This is a genomic window from Fusobacterium perfoetens ATCC 29250 (assembly GCF_000622245.1).
Taxonomy (GTDB): Bacteria; Fusobacteriota; Fusobacteriia; order Fusobacteriales; family Fusobacteriaceae; genus Fusobacterium_B; species Fusobacterium_B perfoetens.
In genome coordinates, this window is the sequence record NZ_JHXW01000004.1 from 54,957 (window position 1) to 79,397 (window position 24,441).

Sequence of the window (24,441 nt, forward strand, 5' to 3'; positions counted from 1 at the left end):
TCTCCTTAATCTCTTTTAAAAATATCTCTTGTATATACTTTATCTCTTACATCATCAAGTACTGAATCATATCTGTTTGCTAAAATACTTCCACTTAATTTTTTAAATTCTTCTAAGTCATTTACAATTTTATTACCAAAAAATGTATCTTCATCTTTTAAAGTCGGCTCATAAATAATAACAGAAACTCCTTTATCTTTAATTCTTTTTATTATTCCCTGAATACTACTCTGCCTAAAATTATCACTATTACTTTTCATTGTTAAACGATAAATTCCAACAGTTGAATTTTTTATATTTTCAAAATCTAAATTTTCTAACACACGACTTGCTATAAAATCTTTACGAGTATGATTAGATTTTACAATAGCTCCTATAATATCTTGAGGAATTTCATCATAGTTAGCTAAAAGTTGTTTTGTATCTTTTGGTAAACAATAGCCACCATAACCAAAAGATGGATTATTATAATATGTCCCTATTCTTGGGTCTAAACAAACTCCATCTATAATATCTTTTGTATTCAAATTTTTCATTTCTGCATATGTATCAAGTTCATTAAAATATCCAATTCTTAAAGCTAAATATGTATTTGAAAAAAGTTTTACAGCTTCAGCTTCTGTAAATCCCATAAACAAAGTTTCTATATCTTTTTTTATAGCTCCCTCTTGTAATAATTTTGCAAAAAGATGAGCTTTTTCAGTTAAAAATTCATCATCTTTATCAGTTGAAACTATTATTCTTGATGGATATAAATTATCATACAAAGCTTTTGATTCTCTTAAAAATTCTGGACTAAAAATTATATTTTTACTATTATATTTTTTTCTGATTGATTCTGTGTATCCAACAGGAATTGTAGATTTTATAACTATAATTGCTTTGTTATTAACTTTTAATATTTCCTCTATAACTTTTTCTACTGTAGAAGTATCAAAATAATTTGTTTTTACATCATAATTTGTTGGAACAGCCACAATTATAAAATCAGCATTTTTATAAGAATTTTCACTATCTAAAACTCCTTGTAAATTTAATTTATGATTTTTTAAATATTCTTCTATATAATCATCTTGAATAGGAGATATTTTGTTATTTATCATTTTAATTTTTTCTTCATCTACATCTAAAGCTGTAACTTTATTATGTTGAGCTAGCAATATCGCTATTGATAATCCAACATATCCTGTTCCAACCACTGTTATATTCAAAGAATTTTTATTTTCCATACCCTAAACTTCCTTTCTAATCCTAAAATTCAAAGATAAAATATTTTTTATTTTTATAAATAATATTTAGATTTTTATCTTTTAAATCATCTATATATTTTGTTTTAGATATAAATATTTTTTTATCTATTGAAATATTTTCGCCAAAATTATCTGTTATTATAATCTCTTTATTTATTACATCTTTTAAATTTACAATATCTTCAAATCTATAAGATATAATTTGATTTCTTGCATCTTTATTTATTATTTTTATAGGATATTTCAATGTATAATTTTTATTGTAAAACTCTATATTAAAGTTGATAAATACAAAAATTATAAACAGAGAAATTGGAGTTATTAATAATCTTTTATAAAAATTTTTCTCCTTATTAAAAATCAAATTAAAAGGAATAGAGAAAATTGATAAAACTTCCATTACTATTAATAAAATCTTTCCAATTTTTTTATCTCTCATTTTCATAATAAAGCTTAATAATAATAAAATTGCTCCTGGAGATATTGGTAAAAGATATATTTCTAATTTTCCACTTGCAATAGAAAGTAAAACTATAACCACTATTGTCCAAACAAAACCTATTTTTTCTAAAATATCCCATTTGTTATAAGATTTTATATTTTTTAAATAATAAACTATTGAGAATAATATTGTAATTCCATAGGGATATAATATAGCTGGTAATTTTTTTATATAATAATAAAAAGGTCTTACATGAGCTTTTGATTTTACAATTCTTCCTACTGTTTCCTGTCCAAATAAAAGATTTACATACTCTTTTCCTTCTGGATAAGTAAAAAGTTTTCCTATCCATATTCCTAAAAGAAACAATATTAAAAGAATTCCTCTAAAAAATTTTATCTTTTTTAAAAATTCTATATTTTTTTCAAAAATAAGAAAAACCAATATAATTCCTACAGGAATTCCAAATCCTGCTGGTCCTTTTGTAAAGATAGCCAAAAATATAAATATATATATTGCAAAAATATTTATATTATTAAATTTAATTTTTCCATAATATAAATTAAAGAAAAAATAAAGAGATAAAAATATGAAACAACTCATAAGCATATCCATTCTTATAAAAGCTGATGTCCCTATAAAAAATGGGATAGAAATTAAAAATATAGTAAATATAAAAGCTTCCCTTTCACTTTTAAATCTTTTTATAAATTTATAAAAATAAGTTGTTATAAAAAATGATGGAATAAGACTTCCTAATATTATTGTTCCCTGTATAAAAAAATCTTTCATATATTTTCTAGCTAAAAATAATATGAAAAAATATAAAGGTGGTTTATCTGGATATAGCTCTCCTAAATATTTTAAAATAAATAAATTTTTACTTTGAATCATATTATCAACTATAACAAAATATTTAATTTCATTTTTTATATCTGGAAAACGAAATATAGCTAAAGGGAGAAATACAAAAATATATATTCCTAAAAAAATTAGATAATTTTTATCTATTTTTAACTTTCTTTCCATAAAGGCTCCTTATTTTTTTCTAAAAAGTAAATTTCTACAAGTTCATTAACCTCATTAAAATATAATTCTTTTTTTAAAATAGTATAATTTTCTTTTACATCTTCTGGTAAATCAGAGAAAAATATTAATTTTTCTGGTAAGGATTCTATATTTTTATAATCTTCTATTTCTTTTCCAACTCTCCAAACATCCATAATTCCATAAGAATCTGAATATATTTCTTCTTTATTAGAAGCTTTTACAAATTCTTTAATATTCTTTGCATTTATAAATTTTTGTTGTTTATCTACAAAGTTTTTAGAAATAAAACCGCTAGATATTGAATAAACTATCAAAAAGAAAATTCCACTTCCTAAAGTAATATATTTTAAGAAATATTCTTTTTTATCCTTTAAATTTTTAAAAGAAAAATATATAAATGGTATTAAAAAAATAATTAATAAAAAAGTATATTTTATTTGAAAATTTTTATTTAAATATTGAGTTATAAAAATAAATCCTAAAAGCCCACAAGATAACAATAAAATAAAACCATTTTGAACATTTAAAAGAAATCTATCTGATTTTTTTAATTTATCCAATGTTAAATTGTAGTAATAATAACAGATATTTCCAACTCCTATACTAGAGACCATAAATATTGGAATTCCATATCTTTTCTTTTTCATCTTGATTATAGAAAGAAAAACTATCACTAAAATATTCCAGAAAAATATTAATTTTGAAAAATTTTTATTTTCATTTCTTTCTTCATTCCATTTTTTAAAAAATAAACTTATGGAAAAAAATAACCATATTCCCATATAGATAAAATAATCTAAATAATAGAAAAAACTTTTTTTATGAGAATTCATCCAAGTATTTTCCTCTTTTTTAAGAACTGATAAAAAGAAATCTGGATATTTAAAATAAACTATACTTGGCCAAATTAAAGCTAAAACAATTCCAACTAAAATAAAAATTATTATATTTTTTAAATTTTTCTTATACTCATTTAAACCAAAAATAAATATATGTGCCAATAAAAATGGAATAAAAAGCCCATAAACTCCTACAGGACCTTTACTCATAATAGAAAGAGCCAAAAATATTCCAGCAAATATAAACTCTCTTGTTTTTGATGATTTTAATCCTTTTACAAAAAAAGTTATGCTTCCAAAAATAAGTACATAAGTAAACATATCCCAAGTATTTTCATTTCCAACTTTTATTATCATAAAAGTTGTACTTGCTACAAAGCTTCCCAAAAAACTTAAAAAGATATTTTCAGTAAAATTTTTTATAAAATAATAAACTAAAAATATAAAAATTATTCCTAATATTCCTACAGGAATACGAAGGAGCCATTGATTAGTAAAATTTTCTGTAAGTTTCATTATAATAGCTGTTAACCATGTTGGAAAAGGTGGTTTTTCAAATCTTAATATCCCATTTAAAGTTGGTATTAAAAAATTATTATTTAAAACCATCTCTCTAGCTGTTATAAAATTTCTAGCTTCCATAAGTCCCACAGGTCTTATCCCTAAATTTATAAAAAAACTTATAAAAGATACAATTCCAAGCAAAGATAAATATATTTTTTCATTTTGTTTACTTAACATATTTACTCCTCAGTTTTAAATTTTTTAATTAAATAAATATTTCTACTATAAATCAATACATTTGGAGCTTGTCCTAATATAAATACAGGGTCTTTTTTATAAATAGCATAAATCAATAAAAGTGTGCTTCCTCCTAAACTAAAAACCCAAAATGAAAATGGAATTACACTTTTCTTTGCCTTTTCACTTGCAATCCATTGAATTATAAACCTCATTGAAAAAAGTCCTTGTCCGATTAGTCCTAATAAAAACCATATATTCCACTTAAACATTTTTATCTTCTCCCATTTCAACTTGATATCTCAATCTTCTTTTTTTCATCCATCTAACAGCAAAAGCATCTTTTAAACCTTTAAAAAGTCTATTAAAAACTCCATATTTAGAATATCCAAATTCTCTGTCATAATGTTTTACAGGAATTTCAACTACTTTAAATCCATTTATTTTTGCCAAAGTTGGAAGAAATCTATGCATTCCCTCATAAAGATAAAAGCTTTTAACAACTTCTTTTTTAAAAAGTTTTAATGGACACCCTGTATCTTTAATATCATCTCCTGTAATATAATTTCTAACTGAATTTCCTACAACAGAAGATATTTTTCTTTTTAATCCATCTTCTCTTGTCTCTCTTTTTCCATTTACCATATCATATTCTTTTATATATGGTAAAAGTGTATATACATCTTCTGGGTCTGTCTGTAAATCTGAATCCATCATTAAAACTAAATCTCCACTAGCTTTTTTAAAAGCAAAATCTAAAGCTGCTGTTTGTCCATTATTTTTTGTAAAATGAAATACTTTTACATGTCCATTTTTTTTCGCTTCTTCATTTAAAATCTCTTTACTTCCATCTGTACTTCCATCATTTACTAAAATTATTTCATAAGAATCAAAACCTTTTTTCAAAGAGTTTTCCACTTTCTCTATAAATCTTGAAATATTATCTTTTTCATTATAAACAGGTGCTACAACTGAAATTCTTTCCATACCTTTATCTCCTTTTTTATTTTTTTGAATTATATAATAGTATTATTAAGATTTGGTAAAGAAAATTTAATTAACCAAAAAAATTTTTTTAAAGTCTAATTCAAAAAAAGAAAGGATTTAATATGAAAAAAATTTTAATAATAGAAGATGATAAAAAAATAAGAAGATTATTAGAACTAGAATTAGAACATGAAGGTTATTTAGTAGAAAGTTATGAAGAGGGAGAAAAAGCTATAGAAAAATTTAAAAATAGTTTTTTTGATGTTATTTTACTTGATTTAATGCTTCCTAATCTATCTGGAGAAGAAATTTGTAAAATTATTAGAAAAATATCTGAAATTCCTATAATTGTTATAACTGCAAAAGATAGTATAATTAGTAAGGTTGAATTATTAGATATGGGTGCTGATGATTATATCACAAAACCTTTTAATATAGAAGAACTTTGTGCTAGAATAAGAGTTGTTTTAAGAAATAAAAAGAATTATAATACAAAAGATATTTTACGATATGGAAATTTAAGTCTTAATACTTCTTTAAAAGTTTTGAAAAGAAATGATGAAGAAATCTCTTTAACAAAAACAGAATATAAATTATTAGAAATTTTCTTTTTAAATAAAGAAATAGGATTAAGTAGAGAAAAAATTATAGAAGAAGTATGGGGATTTGATTTTGATGGTGATAATAAAATAGTTGATGTCTTTATTAACTCCTTAAGAAAAAAAATAGATTTAGAAAACGAAAAATATATTTCCTCTATGCGAGGATTTGGATATATTTTTAAGTTAAAAAATTAGTTGGAGAAAATATATGAAAAGATTAGCTCATGAACTTCATAAAAATTATAAACTTTTAATAGTCATTTTTATACTTCCATATATAACATTTTTACTTTTTTTTGCTTCATATATAAAAAAAGTTTCTTTTGATGATATATATTCTGTAGATAGTTTTTTAAGTTATGAATTAACAGAGTTTAAAGAAGAAATAGTTTCTAAAGAAAAAACTGTAGACCAATTTTTTTATGAAGCTTTGGAAGAATGTCCAGATGTTCCTGGAGTAACTGTTTTTTTTAAATTTAATAATAAAATTTATTCAGATGATAAAGTTTTAGAAAATTTTTATAAATTTGAAAAGAAAAAATTCTCTAATGAAATTCAAAAAATAGATTTTTATAAATATCATTTTTTAAAAAAGATTGTTAGTGCTGAAGATTTTGGAAATATTGAAGTTCTAATAGTAAAAAATTTAATTGATGATAGACTTTTACTTTTTAATGTTATCATAGTTTCTACTATTTTAATAACTATTGCTTTTTTAATAAGTATATTTGTATCTAAAAAGTTTTATAATGAAGTGGTTACCTCTATAAATAATTTACAAAAAATCACTAATAATATAAATCTTAATAATATTAATCCCCAAATAAAATCAAAAAATTACTTTATTGAAATAGAAAAAGTTATGTTATCTTATGAAAATATGTTAGAAAGATTATATACTCAAACAAATGCCCAAATAGAGTTTGTCAATAATGCTTCTCATGAATTAAAAACTCCTCTTTTTATAATTAAAGGTTACTTAAATTTAATTGAAAGATGGGGAATTGAAAAGAAAGATATTTCTTTAGAAGCACTTGTTTCTATAAAAGAAGAAGTTGAAAATATGGATACTCTTATCAAAAAATTATTATTTCTTGCAAAAGATGATAATGAAAATTTAGAATATATTGAATTGGATATTTCAGAAGTTATTTCAAATATTATTTCAGAATTAAAAGTTGTTTATCCTAAACAAAAAATATCTTTTAATGGTAGTGAAAATTACATAAACTCTGATTATTTTTTAATAAAACAACTATTTTTCAATATTATTGAAAATGCAATAAAATATGGAAATAATAATGAAATAAATGTGTCTATTGTCAATAATAAAAATATTTCAATTATAATTGAAGATAATGGTATTGGAATATCAAAAGAAAATCTAAATCATATCTATGATAGATTTTTTAGAGTTGATAAAAGTAGAAATAGAGAAATAAAAAGTCATGGTTTAGGTTTATCAATAGTTAAAAAAATTACTAGAATATTAAAAATTGATTTGAATATTGAAAGTGAAATAAATAAAGGCACAAAGGTTACAGTAACAATTCCTACTACAAAAATATAAATTTTTTATATCTTTTATAATAAAAAGAGGCTATTGTATTTTATATTTACAATAACCTCTTTTTTTATTTAAAGAGTCTTTTAGGAATAAATTTATTTTTTTAATTTGCTTATTAAAGATTTTACTTTTTCTGAAATATTTTCAGCTCCCACAATATCACTTACTAAGCAAATTCTTTTTGCCCCTCTCTCAATTATTTTATCAATGTTATAATCTTTTATTCCTCCAATGGCAACAAAAGGAATATCTAAATTATTTACAACATATTCTAAATATTCTAATCCTACAGGAGCAGTATCTTTTGTTGTTGTAGGAAATATTGGCCCAACTCCAATATAATCTACATCATTATTTTCATAAGCTTTTTTTCCTTGTTCTGGAGAATGAGTTGATAGACCAATTATTTTATTTTCTCCTATAAGTTTCCTTACTTCACTAGGAGGAATATCATCTTGTCCCACATGAACCCCATCTGCATCAACTAAAATTGCTATATCAATATTATCATTTACAATAAAAGTAACTCCATTTTTTTTACAAATTTCCCTTATCTCTCTAGCTTCTTTTAATTTTTCGCCCAAACTTTTATTCTTTTCTCTATATTGAATTATTTTTATTCCACCACGAATCATCTCTTCTACACATTGTATATTAGTCTTTCCATTAGTAAAATTTTCACCTGTAATTCCATAGATTCCTTCAGGAATAATTATTCTATTTCTCAAAATATCCTCCTATCTCTAAAACTTTTTCACTCATTAAAGCTGCAACTATTCCAACTTTATGAGAATAAGTCTTATAATCATCAGTATCTTTTTTGAAATCTCCTACTACAATTAAATTTTTTCCAATATTTTTTATTTCAATTGATTTTGTATCATAATCTCCTATTCCAGAAGCTGAAATAATCTTTTTTCCAAGTGGTAAAAGTTCTTCCACTAAAATACTTTTATATTCTTTTTTATCAAAAGCTTCTACTACAATATCACAATCTTTAAAAAATTCAGAAATATTATTTCTATCAAATTTAATTATTTCAAAATCAATTTTTATTTCAGGATTTATAAGGGTTAAATTCTCTTTTAAAGTTTCACTTTTATATTTTCCAATTTGATTTTTGAAATAAAATTGTCTATTCAAGTTTGATTCTTCAATCTTATCAAAATCTCCAAACTTTAAATATTTTACCCCTGTTCTCACCAAATGATAAGCTACATTACTTCCGATTCCACCACAACCAGCTATACCTATTATCATTTGATTTGCTCCCAATCTTTAAATATTGGTTGGTATCCATTATCTCTAATTGCTTGTATTGTTTCTTCAGCACTTCTATTATCACTTATTTCAAATTGACAAGTAGATGGGTCATTCTCTGTATATCCTCCAACATCTGTTTTAGAACCAACAGACATTTTTGTAATTCCCATATGCATTAAATGGTCTCTAAATGAAGCTACCTCTCTTGTAGAAATATTTATATCCGCTTTTATTTGGAAAATTCTAAAAGCTGTCATAAATTGTACAAAAGTTATATCATCTAGTGGATGGTCTGGTTGGAATCCCCCTTCTGCTGGATTTATTCTTGGTAAAGAGATTGAGAAAGAAGAATTCAAATAATTATCAGTTAAATATTTTAAATGCATTCCAGCCATAAAAGCTTCTTTTCTTATTTCACTCAAACCAAATAAAGGTCCAATTCCAATAGTTCTTATTCCAGCTTTTGCCCCTCTCTCTGGAGTATCTAAACGGAAATGATAATCTTTTTTCTTACCAGATAAATGAACTTCATCATATCTCTCTTCATTATATGTTTCTTGATATACAGTTAATCCATCTAATCCAATATCTACTAATTCTTTATATTCCCATTCTTCTAATGGCATAACTTCTATTGAAACAGAATTAAAATATTTTTTTAATACTTTTACAGCATCTTTTAAATAATCTAAAGTCACAAGTCCATGAGCTTCTCCTGTAAGCATTAAAATATGTTCTACTCCTGTTTTTGCTATCTCTTTGGCCTCTTCTTCTATTTGTTCAAGATTTTGATGTTTTCTTACAATATGATTTTTCTTTGAGAAACCACAGTAAGTACAATTATTTGTACAGAAATTTGAAATATATATTGGCATATAAAGAGATATAATATTTCCAAAATGTTGAGTTTTTATCTCATTAGCTCTTCTAGCCATTTCCTCTAAATGATTTTTAGCTATTGGAGAAAGTAAATTTAAAAAATCATATTCAGTTAAATGTTCTTTATAAATACTATCTACCACATCTTCATCAGTAACTTTTGAAAAATATCCTTCAAAGTCAAAATCTTTCCATTCTTTCACAACAGAATAAAATCCCATTATTTTTCACCTCTGAATAAGAAATCTGTAAGAGGAGATGAAGCATTAGCATATTTTGAAGTTTTAGCTAATTTTGAAAGATAAGCCATTCTCCCAGCTTTTACTCCCAAAGCAAAAGCCTCTCCCATTTTTACAGGGTCTTCAGCTGTTGAAATGGCTGTGTTAACTAATACAGCGTCAACTCCCATTTCCATAGCTTCAGCTGCTTGTGATGGAGTTCCAATTCCAGCATCTACAATTACAGGAACTTTTTTATTTTCATTTATCATTTCTATTAAAGCTTTTGTTTGTAATCCTTTATTTGAACCAATTGGTGAACCTAAAGGCATTACAGCAGCTGCCCCAGCCTCTTCTAATTTTTTGGCTGTAATTAAATCAGGAACTATATAAGGTAAAACTATAAATCCTTCATCAGCTAATACTTTTGTAGCTTTTATTGTTTCTTCATTATCAGGCATTAAATATTTCATATCATTAATTATTTCAATTTTTATAAAATCTCCACAACCAGCTTCTCTAGCTATTCTAGCTATTTTTATGGCCTCTTCAGCATTTCTAGCCCCTGAAGTATTAGGTAATAATGTTACATCTTTAGGAATATAATTTAAAACATTTTCCTTTGGATTTGAAAAATTTACTCTTCTTAATGCCATTGTTATAATGTTTGAACCACTTGCTTTTAACATTGGAGCTATCAAATTTTTATCAGAAAATTTTCCTGTTCCTGTTAATAATCTACTTTCAAATTCATGTCCTTTTAATACTAACTTATCCATTTTTCCTCCAACTTATTTTTTATTTTTATTTATATACATATTTTTTCTTATCCACCAGAAACAAAAACTAGAACTTCTACAACATCATTTTCTTTTATAGTTACATCTTGCCAATTATCTTTTTTAATAAGATTATCATTTACTAAAACCACTGCTCCAGAAAGAGTTATATTTTTTTCTATTGAAATTTTTTCAATAAATTCTTTTAAAATAATTTCTTTTTCTATTTCCTCTTCAACACCGTTTAAAATTATTTTCATAAATTTTCCTCCTTTCTCAAAAATTTTTCTATAAAAAAATCCCTAGTAGAAATCTACTAGGGATAAATCTTCTTATAAAATTTTCCTCTTAAATAACTTAATAGTACAAAGCCTCTTTATGAGGAAATAATTTTACTTCCTTTCGCCAGCATTATCTGGTTCAAGTAATAAGAGTCGAGGTCGAACCTCCTCTCAGCCTTTTTGGCTCCCCTAGTAAGCTATCTATTTAATTTTTTCAAAAGTATTGTATAACTTTATGTTTTATTTGTCAAGTTTTTATTATAATTTAAATTCAGCAGCTAATCCAATAGCATGAACTTGTTTCTCAAATCTTGTTCCATGTTCTTTTGAAGTTCCATCAATATAATCTACATATGAATAAGCGATTGTATATGTTCTAGTTTCATTTGGAGTATATTTAAGTCCTATACTATACATATGAGCATCTAAAGCATAGTCAGTATCTTTGTATGTATCTTCATTAGCTCCTGTATTTGTATATTGGTATCCAGCCATTAAAGTATATTGTTCATTTAGTTTATAATCAAATCCAACTGATGCTTCATATCCATTTGTATAATGAGCATAAGCATTACTATCATTAGCATCTTCTATAAAATAATAGTTTCCACTTGTAAGTAATGTAAGTCTATCATTAACATCATAAGAAATTCCTAATGACATCATTGCTGGTAAATTTCTATATCCATCTACTAACCATTCACTTACTATAGGATTTTTGGCTAAACTTCCATATATATCCTCTTCCTTTATTGGAGAATTTACTTTTAATCCATTCATTCCATTCTTAGCTTCAAAATCTAATTTAATTTCACTTTCATATTTAAAACCAATATTTAATTTTTCTATTGGTTTATAGTTAAATCCTACTAACCAACCAATTCCATAAGCTTCTCTTTCAGAATCTATAGTAACATCTACATTTTGTTGAGGAATATTTCCTTGCCCATCTAGGTCTAATCCAAAATGTCCTGTTCCTTCTAAAGCTCTTGTAGCATAAATAAATCTAACTCCTCCAGCTACAGAAAATTTTTCATTAAGTTTTTGAGCCATTCCTAAGTTTAAATTATAATAAAAAGATGAACCTTTTACTTTACTTCCTCCTAAATATTCAACTGTTGCTTCTGGAGATTCTCCAAGTTTAATTTGTTCTTGTCTAAATATTCCTTGTATTCCTTCTCCAATAACTTCAAAAGCTGATATTCCATTGTTATATTTTAAACTTCCTCCACCAGCAGCTATACCACCGTGTAAGAAATAACTTCTATCTCCATCTTTTTTTACTATTTGAATACTTGGAACCATTACTGATGGATAATCACTATCATGTTTTCCTTTTACATTATCTGTAAATCCAGGTATTCCTTTATAATCTGTATTCATAGTATAATTTTTAAATACTGTTTGAGTGTTTACTTTTACATAAAGTCCATCTTCCATGAAAGCTGTACCAGCTGGATTATAGAAAGCTCCTGATGTTCCAATTTTTCCTGTCATTGAAGCATGGGCAAAATATTCAGCATCTTGTTGGGCTAAATAATCAATACTTCCAGCATAAACATTTACTGAAGCTATTAAAGCTGTTAACATAAGTGTTTTTTTCATTTCTCTCTCCTTAATCTATATATAATTTTTAATTTTTTTCCTCATTTATTTTCATAGCTTGTTTTAATATAAGATAACCAACTTCACGTAATTCACTTTCAATCATTTCATAAGTTGGATTATAAAAACCTGAGCAAATTAAACAAGCAAAACCATGAGTATACCACCAACCTTTTCTTATCATCCAGTTAATAGTACTATCTTTTAAAATATTGTATTTGTCACTCTCTTTAAATCCTTTATAAACTAAATTTATCAAATCTCTAGTAATTTCATTTAAAAATTCTTCTGATAAATTTTCTCTCATAAATATAGCTCTAAATAAAGCCTTTTCCTCTTTAGCAAAAAGACAAATTCCTATTCCTATATTTAAAAGTCCAAGTTCTGTATAATTAATTTTTACTTTATCTAGTAGTTTATTTTTAGCAAGTAATGAAAGTTCATTTTTTAAATCTGACATTGATTTAAAATTAGAGTAAACACCTATTGTTGATATTCCCAACTCATTAGCTATTGTCCTAGCTGAAATTTTTTTCATACCTTCTTTTACCAAAATTTCATAAGCTTTATTTAAAATTTCTTCTCTTGTGAACTTTAATTTCCTTCCCATAAAAAACTCCTTTTCGTTTTTTACATAACACTATTATTAAAATAAAAAAACATATTTTACATGAACAAAAAAAATTATACTATATATATCCTTGAAAAGTCAATATATAAATAAAATTTATTTTTTATTTCATAACGTTATTATTTTTTTTCATTACATTTTTTATAAAATAAAATCACATTAGTAATTTATTAAAATAAAAAATTTGTAAATAAAAAACTCGTTAAGTTTCCTTAACAAGTTTCTTTTTTATTTCTATCATAATCAACAAACATCATTATAAATACTATCATTAATCCAATTACAGAAAAAAGAACCGATTTTTCTAAATATTTTTTAGTAAGAATAGCTCCTATCATTCCACCTATAATAAAAAAAGTTATTATTCCAAAATAGTTCATACTACTCCTAAAATCTTCTTTATTTTTTCCTATCATAGATTTATAAAGAGCTTCACTTGCACTTCTTAAATTTCCTGTACACATTGTTGAAGCATAAGCTTTACCTCTAAATTTTCTAAAAGCTTCTACCTGAAGAGAGCACACAAAAGATATTAGTACATTTACTAATATATCTAAATCTCCCATAGGCATAAAAGATACCATTATCAAAATAGCCATTTCTAATAATAAAATACTTTGTCTCCAATGTAAAAATTCTTTATTATATTTTTTTCTAAAAAACTCTGAAAGAAGAATCCCTACTACAAAGGCCATTATTGGAGTAAAATATTCTAAAGCACTACCCCATTGTTTTTCTACAAGTTTTATTCCAAATAAAACTATATTTCCTGTTTGAGCATTTGCAAATACCTTACCTCTACACACATAAGTGTAAGCATCTAAATAACCACCTACAATAGCTAAAATTAGACCTACCCTATACCGTTCAGACATTTGAAATACTTTGTTCAATTTTATCACCTCTCTGTATGTAATACCAACTTTATTATAACATAAAGAAAAAATAAAAAAAATAGTTGACAAATTTATTTTTTTATTATATCATACACAAAATAAAAAATATCCATCAAGAGAAACTGAGGGACTGGCCCTATGATGTTTCAGCAACCTACTTTAGAGTGTGGTGCTAATTCCATGTAGATGGTTTAGATTAATAATCTATTCCTTATATCTCTAAATTTTCTTGATAGTAAAATTTAGAGATTTTTTATTAAGAGTGATATTTTTTATAATTAAAAAAATTTTAAGGAGATGATAATATTATGTCAAACTTATCAAAAAAATTATTTACAACACTTGTAGCTTTTTCTCTACTAGGAAATTATTCATTTTCTAAAACTCTTAAAGTAGGAGCTTCACCTGTTCCTCATGCTGAAATTTTAGAGGCTGTTAAACCTCAGTTAAAAGAAAAAGGAATAGATTTAGAAATCATTGAATTTAATGAATATGTTACTCCTAACTTAGCTTTAGCTGATGGAGATTTAGATGCAAATTTTTTCCAACATACACCTTATCTTGAAAAATTTAAAACAGAAAGAAATTTAAAAATTTCTCAAATAGGTGAAGGAATTTTTATTTCTCCAATAGCTGTATTTTCTGATAAATATAAATCTTTGGAAGAAGTAAAAAAAGGTGGAGTAGTAGCTATTCCTAGTGACCCTACAAATGGTGGAAGAGCTTTATTACTTCTTCATAATAAAGGAATTATTACTTTAAAAGACCCTACAGACCTTAGTGCTACTGAATTTGATATTATAAAAAATCCTAAAAAATTAAAATTTAAATCTATTGAAGCTCCTCAACTTCCTCGTGTTATAAAAGATGTTGATGTAGCTATCATAAATTGTAACTATGCTCTTCAAGCTAATTTAGACCCTATAAAAGATTCTATTGCCATTGAAGGAGCTGAATCTCCTTATGCTAATATTGTGGCTGTTAGAGATGAAAATTTAAATGATGCTGATGTCAAAGTGTTAGTTGATGAACTTAGAACTGAAAATATTAAAAAATTTATAAATGAGCAATATAAAGGGTCTGTAATAGCAACTTTTTAATTTAAGCTGATAATTTTGGGAAAATTTATCATAAATTAAAATAAGATAGGGAATATTTTTATAAAAAAAGTGTTATAACTTACTTTATTTATTATTAATAATATAAGTTATAACATCCCTTCTTATTTTAAATTTTTAATTTATATTTTTTCTAAAATATCTAAAACTTCTTCTAAAGATAGTTGTCCAAAACGAAGTTCTTTATCATTTATAACCATTGCTGGCACACTTAATATATCATATTTTTTCTTAAATTCTTTGTGAGAAAATACATCTATTACTTCAACATTAATATTTGGATTTTCTACAGCTATTCTTTGTGTTGATTGAACTGTCTCTGGACATCTAGTACAATTTAATGAAATTCCTATTTTTATATTTAATTTTTTATCTATTTTAGATATTCTTTCAACTAAAGAATCATTTATTTTTTGTCCTGGTCCTGAAACATTATACATAGCTAAAATAAATGAATTTAATTCATGTCCTGTAGGAACAGTTGTGTATTTTATTCTTGAATATTCCCCTTTATCATTTAATATAGCAATAGCTGGTAATTTTTCTAAATCAATTCCTTTTTCTCTTAATTGTACATCTGTTTTTTCATAAATTTTAACTTGAATTTTATCATTTGTACTTCCAATTTCTTCTGCCATTTGGATTATCTCTGAAGTTTCTTCTAAATTTTCTCCTTTTATTACAGCTAATTCTATTTTATTTTGAAATACTTTAGTTACCTCTCTAAGTTGTTCTTTTAGATTCTCATCTAACATTTGTTCTTTTACTTCATTTTCTTTTTGTACTTCTACTTCATCTTTTTTTAATCCTAATTTTTCTCTAAGGTCAAAAACATACTTCTCTATATTACTAGAAGCTATAGCCCCATCAGAGACTGCTGTAACAACTTGTCTTAATTTTTTAGGTCTAATATCACCTACTGCATATACTCCTGTTACATTAGTCATTAAATCTTCATTTGTTAAAATAAAACCTTGTTTATCAATTTCTACATGATTTTTAAAAATTTTACTTTGAGGTTCATATCCAACAAAAATAAATATTCCAAAAGTTTCTCCATCTTCAGGAGAAAATTCTTCAATTTCATTAGTAATATTATTTTTTAAAAGTATTTTTCTTAAAAATTTATCTCCTGTAGCTTCTAATACTTCTGTATTAAATCTAACATCTATTTTTGGATGAGCCAATACTTTATCAGCTATTGTTCTAGCACAAGTAAATTCTGGTTCTCTAACTATAACATGGACTTTTTTAGCATATTTAGTTAAAAACATTGATTCCTCAGCTGCAGCAAATCCTCCACCAATTACAAAAACATCTAATCCTGTAAAAAATTCTCCATCACATGTAGCACAATAAGCTACCCCTCTTCCTGAATATTCTATTTCTCCTGGAAAATTTAATTTTCTTGGAGAAGCTCCTGTAGCTATAACAACTGATAATCCTTTATATTCCTTTCCAGATTTTGTTTTTATAACTTTTATATCTCCATGTAATTCCATATCAATAACTTCATCTTGAATAAACTCATTTTTAAAACTTTTAGCTTGTTCTTTTATTTTATCAACTAATTCACTTCCAGAAATTTCTTTTATTCCTGGATAATTAACAACTTCACTTGTTATTTTTATTTGTCCACCTTTTTCTTCTTTTTCTATAACAAGAACATCTAATTTTGCTCTTCCTCCATAGATTCCAGCTGTAAGTCCAGCTGGTCCTCCTCCTATTACAATCATATCATAAATTTTTTCCATATTCCCTCCTCTATAAAGAAAAGATGTTACTTAAAAAAGCAACATCTTTTTAAATCTTAAAGTTTTCCAACTAAATCAATTGATGGTTTTAAACTTTCTTTTCCTGGTTTCCATTTAGCTGGACAAACCTCTCCATGTTCTCTTACAAATTTAGCTGCTTGTAATTTTCTTAATAATTCACTAGCTTCTCTTCCTATTCCATTAGCATGAACTTCATAAGCTTGGATAACTCCTTCTGGGTCTATAATGAAACTTCCTCTTAAAGCTAATCCCTCTTCTTCTATCATAACTTCAAAAGCTCTTGATAATTTTCCTGTTGGGTCAGCTATCATTGGGTATTGAACTTTTTTAATTCTTTCAGAAGTATCGTGCCAAGCTTTATGAACAAATTCTGTATCTGTTGAAACTGAATATACTTCGCATCCTTCTTTTTTGAATTCTTCATATAAATTAGCTAAATCTTCTAATTCTGTAGGACATACAAAAGTAAAATCAGCTGGATAAAATACTACTGCTGCCCATTTTCCTTTCATTGATTCATTTGTTATCTCTATAAAATCACCATTTTGATATCCTTTTGCTTTAAATTCTTCAACTTTTTTTCCTATTAAAGACATAATCTTCCTCCTGTTTAAAATTTATTGTTATTTGTATTGATTACAAATTTATTATAACAACTATCTTATTTTTTGTCAATAGTTTTTTTGAAATTCAAAATATTTTTTTTTAAAATTATAACAAAAGAATCTTTATATCTTCTAAAAAGTGATTTTAAACTTTATAATTAAAAGGATGTTTATTATATAAAAAGAGTTATTGCCTTTTTTATTATTAAGAAACAAACTTGACAATAACTCCAATATTTTTTCTATTGTTTTTCTAAAATTTCTATCATTTCTTCTAATGACATTTGACCAAAATAAATATTTTTTTCATTTACTACTATAGCTGGAACTCCTACTATATCATGTTTCTTTTTAAATTCTTTATGTGTTAATACATCTATTATTTCAACAGAAACATTTTTATTTCTTGAAACAATAAATTGAGTAGCTTGAACTGTATCTGGACATCTAGTACATTTTAATGAAACTCCTATTTGTACATTTATTTTCTTTTCTATCTTATCTATTCTTTCTAACAATTCCTCTTTTACTTCATCACCAGGCCCAGCTATATTATACAAAGCTTGCATAAAAGAATTTAATTCATGCTCTAAAGGAATTGTGGAATATTTTATTCTTGAGTATTCATTATCTTTATTTAAGATAAATACTGCTGGTAATCTTTCTAAAAGAAATTTTTCATTTATTTCTGGAGAGTTACTTTCATAGATAGAAACTTTTATTTTTTCTGTTAGTCCACTTAATTCTTTTAGTAATTCTTCTAGTGCTTTTGATTTTTCTAAATCTTCTCCTTTTACCATTATAAGATTTAATGGAGATTCAAATCTTTTTGTAAGTTCTACGATTTGTTTTTTCATATCACTATCTAAAATTCCATTCTCTTCACAATCATCTTCTCTTTCTACTCTTGGAAGATTTAATTTTTCCCTAAGTTCAAAAACATATTTTTCTATTCTAGAAATTGCTGTTCCTCCATCTGAAATAGCTGTAACTAATTGTCTTAACTCTTTTGGTCTTATATCTCCTACTGCATATACTCTTTCAACATTAGTTTCCATAAATTCATTTGTTTTTATATATCCCTCTTCTGTTAATTCTACAATTCCTTTATAAATATCAGTTTGGGGAACAAAACCAATAAAAATAAATAAACCTATATTATCGTTATTTTCTGAAATAAATTCTGTTATCTCTCCAGTAATATTATTTTTCATTTTTATTTTTCTAAGAAGGTTATCTCCCTCAGCACTGATAATTTCTGTGTTAAATTTCACTTCTATTTTAGGATTTTTTAATACTTTATCAGCTATTGTTTTGGCACAAGTAAACTCAGGTTCTCTAGCTAGTATGTGAACTTTTTTCCCATATCTTGTTAAAAATATAGATTCTTCTGCTGCTACAAATCCAGCTCCTACAACAAAAATATCCTTTTCCTTAAAAAATTCTCCATCACAAATAGCACAATAACTAACCCCTTTTCCTAAAAATTCATTTTCTCCAACAAAATTTAATTTTTTATGAGTTATTCCACTGGCTATTATTACTGTTAAACCTTTATATTCACCTAATTTAGTTACAACTTTTTTTATATCTCCTTCTAAGTCTAATTTTATAACTTCATCATGAATAAAAGTTACTCCAAACTTTTGAGCTTGTTTTTTCATTACTTCTACAATTTCTTTTCCTTTTATAGAATTTATTCCTGGATAATTGACAACTTCATCAGTTAATTTTATTTGTCCTCCAAAATCATCTTTATCAATAATTAATACATCCAATTTTGCTCTTCCACCATAGATTCCAGAAGTTAAACCTGAAGGTCCCCCTCCAATTACAATAACATCATATACTCTTTCGCCCATAGTTATTCTCCTTTTTTATTTTATAAAATTTATATAATTAAATTCTATTTGTAGATTTATAAAGAAAAATAAGAATTAAAATTATTAAAATAAATACTATTTTCCTTTCAAATTTAAATTAATAAAGTCTTCAAGACTAACTTAAACAACTTCTGTTATTAACCAAAAAAACTAGTTATAAAAAAATCCTAAGAAAATTATAAAAAGTTCAAAATTTAAAGGAGGAATTTTTTCTGCTTTTATATAATTGTATATATCTAAAAAAATAATAATTAAAATAGGTAGTAAAATATATTTAAAAAAATTAAATTTGAGTTTTTCTATTCATTAGTATTATCCTTTCTTTTTTATACTCATACTAATTGTATAAATATAAAATTCCTTTTCGTCAACTCTATCTAAAAATTTATCTTTTATTTCTTATAATATTTATTTTAAAATATTTTCTATTTTCATATCTATTACTTTCTTAAAATATTATATTCTTATTTTTTTATTTTATAAATGTATAAATTAAATTTTTAAATAAAAAAAATTCTTTCAGTAATAAATACTGAAAGAATTTTAATTTTTTTAAACTAGAAAGTAATTATTGCATCTCCAGTATTTACTTGAGTTCCTTTTGCTGCATTGATTGCCTTTACTATTCCTGTTTTTGTAGAATATAAATCTGTTTCCATTTTCATTGCTTCTATTACAGCAACTAAATCTCCCTCTTTTACTGAATCTCCAACTTTTACTTTTATATCAACTATTGTTCCTGGCATTGGAGCCTCAACAATTTCTCCACTAGCTGATGTTGTTTGTGTAGGAGCTGGTGCAGGTGTAGGTTCTGGTTTTGGAGTAGGTGCTGGTGCCACTGGAGCTGGTGCTGCTTTTGGTTGTACAGGTGCTGTTGTAGTTTGAGCTCCTATTTCCTCTACCTCTACTTCATAAGATTTTCCGTTTACATTTACTCTGTAAGCTCTTAACATTGGTTCCTCCTGAATTTCTTTTGTATCTTTTTCTTGAATTGGTTTTTTAACCTCTTCTACTGTTTCTACTTTTGGTTTTCCTCTATTTTCTAAGAATTTCTTAGCATATTCAGGGAATAAAGCATAACTTAGTACATCTTCCATTGATTTTGCTAAACTTCCTATTTCTCCTTTTAATTTTTCTAATTCTGGAGCTATTTTATCAGCTGGTCTACATGTACTAGGTACTTCATCTCCAATAATTATTTTTTGTATTTCTTTATCTATTGGAGCTGGACTCTTTCCATATAATCCTCTTACATAGTCTTTTATTTCTTTAGGTACTACTTTATATCTTTGTTTTAATAATACGTTAAATACTGCTTGAGTTCCTACCATTTGTGACATTGGAGTTACTAATGGTGGATATCCTAAATCTTTTCTTACTCTTGGTATCTCTCTTAATACCTCTTCATATTTATCCATAGCGTTTTGTTGAGATAATTGAGACATTAAGTTAGATAACATTCCTCCAGGAACTTGATATACTAATGCTTTTGGCTCAGTTTCCATTACTTTTGGATTTAATATACCATTTTTTCTATATTTTTCTATTACTCCTTTTAAGTAATCAGCTACTTCACCCAATACTTCCATATTTAATTTAGGGTCTCTCTCTGTATCTTTTAATATTTCAGCAAATACTTCTGTAGCTGGTTGTGATGTTCCTCCAGAGAATGGTGACATTGCTGTATCTATTATATCTACTCCTGCTTCTATAGCATTTGCATATAATATTTGAGCTATTCCACTTGTACAGTGAGTATGTAATTCTAATGGTAATGAACAATTTTCTTTTATAGCTGTTATTAAATCATATCCTGTATCAGGTAATAATATTCCAGCCATATCTTTTATACAAATTGAATCTACTCCCATTTTTTCTAATTCTTTTACTTTTTTTACATAATAATCTATTGTATGAACCTCACTTGTTGTATAAGCTATACATCCTTGACAATGTCCTTTATATTTTTTTATTGCTTTTATTGTAGTTTCTAAGTTTCTAAAATCATTTAATGCATCAAAAGCTCTTATTATATCTATTCCATTTTCTAAAGATTTTTTTACAAATTCTTCTACTACATCATCTGAATAATGTCTATATCCTAATAAATTTTGTCCTCTTATTAGCATTTGTAGTTTTGTATTTTTTACTTTAGCTCTTATAGCTCTTAATCTTTCCCATGGGTCTTCATTTAAGAATCTTATACAAGAATCAAATGTAGCTCCACCCCACACTTCCATAGAATAGAATCCAGCTTGATCCATTTTTTCTATTATAGGCAAAATTTCTTCTGTTGTTAATCTTGTAGCTATTAGTGATTGTGCCCCATCTCTTAGAGATGTTTCTGTTATTTTTAATTGTGTCATAAGCTCTCTCCTATCTTTCTATTTTTTTATTTTTTAACTTATTTTGGTTATATTTTAACACTTTATATATTTTTTTTCAATCATTTTTTATAAAAAAAATACAATTTAAAGGTTAAACTTATTTAGTTCCAAATATTCTATCTCCACAATCTCCTAATCCAGGAACAATATAACATTTTTCATTTAATTTTTCATCTATTTTTGCTGTATAAATATTTACATCTGGATGAGCTTCTTGAACTTTTGCTATTCCTTCTGGAGCTGATATTAAACACATAAAAGTTATATTTTTAACTCCTTCATTTTTTAAATAATCTATAGCATAAATTGCTGACCCTCCTGTAGCTAACATTGGGTCTACTAAAATTACTTTTCTATCTTTTATATCTAATGGAAGTTTACAATAATAATATACAGGTTTCATTGTTTCTTCATCTCTATAAACACCTATATGTCCTACTTTTGCTGTAGGAATTAAAGATAAAATTCCATCTACCATTCCTAATCCAGCTCTTAAAATTGGAACTACTGCTATTGCTTTATCTTTCAATACATATCCTTTTGTTTTTTGAATAGGAGTTTCTACTTCAATTTCTTCTAATTCTAAATCTTTTGTTGTTTCGTATATCATTAATTTTGCTATTTCATTTAAATTTTCTCTAAAAGTTTTAGTATCAGTATTTTTGTCTCTTAAATAAGTTAATTTGTGCTCAATTAAAGGGTGTTTTATTTCTAATATTGCCATGGGTTTTCCTCCTAAAAAAATTTATCTATATAGTAAAAAAGCAGGACCTCAGTCCTGCCTCTTCCTGCCTTATTTGTTAAGATTATATTTTTTGTTGAATTTGTCAACTCTTCCTGCAGTATCTAAGAACTTAGCCTTTCCTGTATAGAATGGGTGGCATTTAGAACATACAGCTATTTTAAGATCTCCTTTAGCATAAGTTGATCTTGTTTCAAATTTTTCTCCACAAGTACATTCAACTGTAACTACTTTGTATTCTGGATGTAGATTCTTTTTCATTCTTTCACCTTCTTTCGATAATAAACTTATAAATTCACAAGAAATTTTACCATATTTTAGATATTTTTGCAAGTGTTTTTTTATAAACATTCTAAAGTATTTATTTTTTATCTCTTTTATTTTTCTTTAATAAATGATAAAATATATATTATTTTCCTGTGAGGTATATATGAATAAAAAATTTTATAGTTATTACATAGAATCTACAAAAGAAAGTGGTATTTTAGATAATTGGGATGATTGTCAAAAAAAAGTTCTAGGTATAAAATCTAGTTATAAGTCTTTTAAAACTTATGAAGAAGCTAAAAATTGGTTAGATAATCTACTTAATCCAAATGGAAAAAATATTTCTTCTACTAAAACTAATTCTAAATTTTATGCTTGTTTTTATATTAATGATAAGTCTTATAAAATTTTTGATAATTGGACTCAATGTAAAGAAGAGATAGAAAATAATCAATGTCGTTATAAATCTTTTAAAACTTATGAGGAAGCTAAAAATTGGTTGGAAGATGGAGCAATTTATCAAACAAAAGCTCTTATTGAAAAAACTCTTGTTGATGGAATCTATTTTGATGCTGGTACAGGTAGAGGAATTGGAGTTGAAGCTAAAGTTTCCTTTAAAAATGGAATTTCAATTTTAAAAAGATATTTTCCTAATGAAAATATAAATGAATTTGGAAATTTATCCTTAGGTTTTGAAAAAACAAATAATTTTGGAGAATTAAAAGCTTTAGATATGGCTCTTGATATTGCTCTAAAAGAAAATATTTTAAATATTTTCGGAGATAGTGCTTTAATTATAAATTATTGGTCTAAAGGAATTATAAAAAGTGATATTAATAGTGAAACCATTGAACTTTCTAAGATAGTTTCTTATAAAAGAAAAAAATTTGAAAAAATTGGTGGTACTATATCACATATATCTGGTGATATTAATCCTGCTGATTTAGGTTTCCATAAATAAAGGAGGTATTTTGGAATTTATTAAACTTTTTTCTACTGAACATATTATGTACATTTTATTTTTTACTGTTTTTTATGGCTCTTTATTATATTTAAGAAAATTTATAAATAGTAGATTTTTTGAAATTTCAATAGCTTCTACTATGGGAGTAATTAAAATCCTTGGTTATATAGGAAGATTTTATATTAACCATGAACCTTTATATGCTCTATTTCCTATTCATATATGTAATGTTTCTTTTATTATGGCAGTAATCTTCATGATAAAACCAAATATAAAAGCTTTTCAGATTATTTTTTATATGTCTTTAGGAGCTTTAGCTGCTATTTTATTCCCAGAATCTGTAGTAGTTTTTCCTAATCCTTTTGGAATATTATTTTTCTTAGAACATTTTTTTATACTATTTATGATTGTATATCAAATGATTTATTTAGGATTTAGTCCTACTAAAAAAGGAATTTTATATACTTTTATATGTTTAAATATTTTAGCAATAGTTGCTTATAATTTTAATAAATTTTTTAATACTAATTATATGTATATAAATCACAAACCTTTGACTCCTACTCCACTTGATTTCTTTGGCCCTTGGCCAATTTATATATTAGTAGTTGAAGTACTATTTATTTTTCTTGGATTTTTATTTTATTTATTATTTAGAAAAAGAAAATAA

At 25.2% G+C, this 24,441-nt stretch carries 24 protein-coding genes and 2 riboswitches; of the genes, 5 read left to right on the top strand and 19 right to left on the bottom strand.

Translation table 11 applies throughout. The annotated features are described in order from the left end of the window. Positions 1 to 5 precede the first annotated feature (5 nt). Genes T364_RS0101605 through T364_RS0101625 form a run of 5 tightly spaced genes read right to left on the bottom strand, consistent with a single transcriptional unit; the run spans position 6 to position 5,309 of the window. The gene (locus T364_RS0101605) at positions 6 to 1,229 is read right to left on the bottom strand and encodes a nucleotide sugar dehydrogenase (protein WP_081775648.1); all 1,224 of its coding nucleotides are present in this window, start codon (positions 1,227 to 1,229) and stop codon (positions 6 to 8) included. 22 nt (positions 1,230 to 1,251) lie between these two features. Next, on the bottom strand, positions 1,252 to 2,721 hold the full coding sequence (locus T364_RS0101610; RefSeq protein ID WP_027128013.1) for an ArnT family glycosyltransferase: 1,470 nt from the start codon (positions 2,719 to 2,721) through the stop codon (positions 1,252 to 1,254). Further along, complete coding sequence (locus tag T364_RS10280) at positions 2,706 to 4,322, bottom strand: ArnT family glycosyltransferase (protein ID WP_035945197.1); 1,617 nt, start codon at positions 4,320 to 4,322, stop codon at positions 2,706 to 2,708. The genes T364_RS0101610 and T364_RS10280 overlap by 16 nt, the downstream gene beginning before the upstream one ends. A 2-nt stretch (positions 4,323 to 4,324) precedes the next feature. After that, on the bottom strand, positions 4,325 to 4,594 hold the full coding sequence (locus T364_RS0101620) for a lipid-A-disaccharide synthase N-terminal domain-containing protein (protein WP_035945198.1): 270 nt from the start codon (positions 4,592 to 4,594) through the stop codon (positions 4,325 to 4,327). Further along, a complete protein-coding gene (locus T364_RS0101625; RefSeq protein WP_027128015.1) occupies positions 4,587 to 5,309 on the bottom strand; it encodes a glycosyltransferase family 2 protein in 723 nt (240 codons plus the stop codon). Before T364_RS0101625 ends, T364_RS0101620 begins: the two co-directional genes overlap by 8 nt. Positions 5,310 to 5,431: 122 nt before the next feature. Between T364_RS0101625 and T364_RS0101630 the strand changes: the two genes are divergently transcribed. Next, on the top strand, positions 5,432 to 6,106 hold the full coding sequence (locus tag T364_RS0101630; protein ID WP_027128016.1) for a response regulator transcription factor: 675 nt from the start codon (positions 5,432 to 5,434) through the stop codon (positions 6,104 to 6,106). Positions 6,107 to 6,119: 13 nt separating this feature from the next. Next, complete coding sequence (locus T364_RS0101635; RefSeq protein ID WP_027128017.1) at positions 6,120 to 7,481, top strand: sensor histidine kinase; 1,362 nt, start codon at positions 6,120 to 6,122, stop codon at positions 7,479 to 7,481. A 92-nt stretch (positions 7,482 to 7,573) separates the two neighbouring features. Here the strand turns inward: T364_RS0101635 and thiE are convergent, their stop codons facing one another. From thiE to T364_RS0101675, 8 genes are all read right to left on the bottom strand, one after another. After that, a complete protein-coding gene (gene thiE / locus T364_RS0101640; RefSeq protein ID WP_027128018.1) occupies positions 7,574 to 8,206 on the bottom strand; it encodes a thiamine phosphate synthase in 633 nt (210 codons plus the stop codon). Then, entirely contained in the window at positions 8,196 to 8,738 is a 543-nt protein-coding gene (gene thiF, locus T364_RS0101645) for a sulfur carrier protein ThiS adenylyltransferase ThiF (protein ID WP_027128019.1), read from the bottom strand. The genes thiE and thiF overlap by 11 nt, the downstream gene beginning before the upstream one ends. Then, positions 8,735 to 9,841 carry a 2-iminoacetate synthase ThiH gene (gene thiH / locus T364_RS0101650; RefSeq protein ID WP_027128020.1) on the bottom strand — a complete coding sequence of 369 codons (1,107 nt, stop codon included), beginning with the start codon at positions 9,839 to 9,841 and terminating at the stop codon, positions 8,735 to 8,737. Before thiH ends, thiF begins: the two co-directional genes overlap by 4 nt. Continuing rightward, the gene (locus tag T364_RS0101655) at positions 9,841 to 10,617 is read right to left on the bottom strand and encodes a thiazole synthase (protein ID WP_027128021.1); all 777 of its coding nucleotides are present in this window, start codon (positions 10,615 to 10,617) and stop codon (positions 9,841 to 9,843) included. The genes thiH and T364_RS0101655 overlap by 1 nt, the downstream gene beginning before the upstream one ends. A gap of 47 nt (positions 10,618 to 10,664) precedes the next feature. Beyond that, positions 10,665 to 10,877: a sulfur carrier protein ThiS gene (thiS, locus tag T364_RS0101660; RefSeq protein WP_027128022.1), complete on the bottom strand. Its 213-nt coding sequence runs from the start codon at positions 10,875 to 10,877 to the stop codon at positions 10,665 to 10,667. 120 nt (positions 10,878 to 10,997) lie between these two features. Next, a riboswitch (TPP riboswitch) is annotated at positions 10,998 to 11,099 on the bottom strand. A gap of 57 nt (positions 11,100 to 11,156) precedes the next feature. Beyond that, positions 11,157 to 12,503, bottom strand: coding sequence for an OmpP1/FadL family transporter (locus T364_RS0101665; protein WP_027128023.1), 1,347 nt, complete (start codon positions 12,501 to 12,503; stop codon positions 11,157 to 11,159). A gap of 28 nt (positions 12,504 to 12,531) precedes the next feature. Beyond that, on the bottom strand, positions 12,532 to 13,113 hold the full coding sequence (locus T364_RS10930) for a TetR/AcrR family transcriptional regulator (protein ID WP_051532602.1): 582 nt from the start codon (positions 13,111 to 13,113) through the stop codon (positions 12,532 to 12,534). Positions 13,114 to 13,346: 233 nt separating this feature from the next. Further along, positions 13,347 to 14,009 carry a YoaK family protein gene (locus T364_RS0101675; RefSeq protein WP_051532608.1) on the bottom strand — a complete coding sequence of 221 codons (663 nt, stop codon included), beginning with the start codon at positions 14,007 to 14,009 and terminating at the stop codon, positions 13,347 to 13,349. Positions 14,010 to 14,136: 127 nt separating this feature from the next. Next, positions 14,137 to 14,223: riboswitch (SAM riboswitch) on the top strand. A gap of 115 nt (positions 14,224 to 14,338) precedes the next feature. Here T364_RS0101675 and T364_RS0101680 point away from each other — a divergent pair. Then, a complete protein-coding gene (locus tag T364_RS0101680; protein ID WP_035945199.1) occupies positions 14,339 to 15,130 on the top strand; it encodes a MetQ/NlpA family ABC transporter substrate-binding protein in 792 nt (263 codons plus the stop codon). A 140-nt stretch (positions 15,131 to 15,270) separates the two neighbouring features. Here T364_RS0101680 and T364_RS0101685 read toward each other — a convergent pair whose 3' ends face one another. From T364_RS0101685 to rpmE, 6 genes are all read right to left on the bottom strand, one after another. After that, positions 15,271 to 16,902 (bottom strand): FAD-dependent oxidoreductase, encoded by a 1,632-nt coding sequence (locus T364_RS0101685; RefSeq protein ID WP_027128026.1) that lies wholly within the window; start codon positions 16,900 to 16,902, stop codon positions 15,271 to 15,273. Between the two features lie 56 nt (positions 16,903 to 16,958). Continuing rightward, positions 16,959 to 17,519, bottom strand: a complete 561-nt coding sequence (gene ahpC / locus T364_RS0101690) for an alkyl hydroperoxide reductase subunit C (protein ID WP_027128027.1) — start codon at positions 17,517 to 17,519, stop codon at positions 16,959 to 16,961. Positions 17,520 to 17,770: 251 nt separating this feature from the next. Then, positions 17,771 to 19,390, bottom strand: a complete 1,620-nt coding sequence (locus tag T364_RS0101695) for an FAD-dependent oxidoreductase (protein ID WP_035945200.1) — start codon at positions 19,388 to 19,390, stop codon at positions 17,771 to 17,773. Between the two features lie 578 nt (positions 19,391 to 19,968). Further along, the gene (locus tag T364_RS10295; RefSeq protein WP_027128029.1) at positions 19,969 to 21,777 is read right to left on the bottom strand and encodes an oxaloacetate decarboxylase subunit alpha; all 1,809 of its coding nucleotides are present in this window, start codon (positions 21,775 to 21,777) and stop codon (positions 19,969 to 19,971) included. Positions 21,778 to 21,895: 118 nt separating this feature from the next. Continuing rightward, complete coding sequence (gene upp, locus T364_RS0101705; protein ID WP_027128030.1) at positions 21,896 to 22,522, bottom strand: uracil phosphoribosyltransferase; 627 nt, start codon at positions 22,520 to 22,522, stop codon at positions 21,896 to 21,898. 69 nt (positions 22,523 to 22,591) lie between these two features. Beyond that, positions 22,592 to 22,801: a 50S ribosomal protein L31 gene (rpmE, locus tag T364_RS0101710; protein ID WP_027128031.1), complete on the bottom strand. Its 210-nt coding sequence runs from the start codon at positions 22,799 to 22,801 to the stop codon at positions 22,592 to 22,594. A gap of 169 nt (positions 22,802 to 22,970) precedes the next feature. Between rpmE and T364_RS0101715 the strand changes: the two genes are divergently transcribed. Continuing rightward, complete coding sequence (locus T364_RS0101715) at positions 22,971 to 23,768, top strand: ribonuclease H family protein (protein WP_081775650.1); 798 nt, start codon at positions 22,971 to 22,973, stop codon at positions 23,766 to 23,768. A 10-nt stretch (positions 23,769 to 23,778) separates the two neighbouring features. Further along, complete coding sequence (locus T364_RS0101720) at positions 23,779 to 24,441, top strand: YwaF family protein (protein WP_027128033.1); 663 nt, start codon at positions 23,779 to 23,781, stop codon at positions 24,439 to 24,441.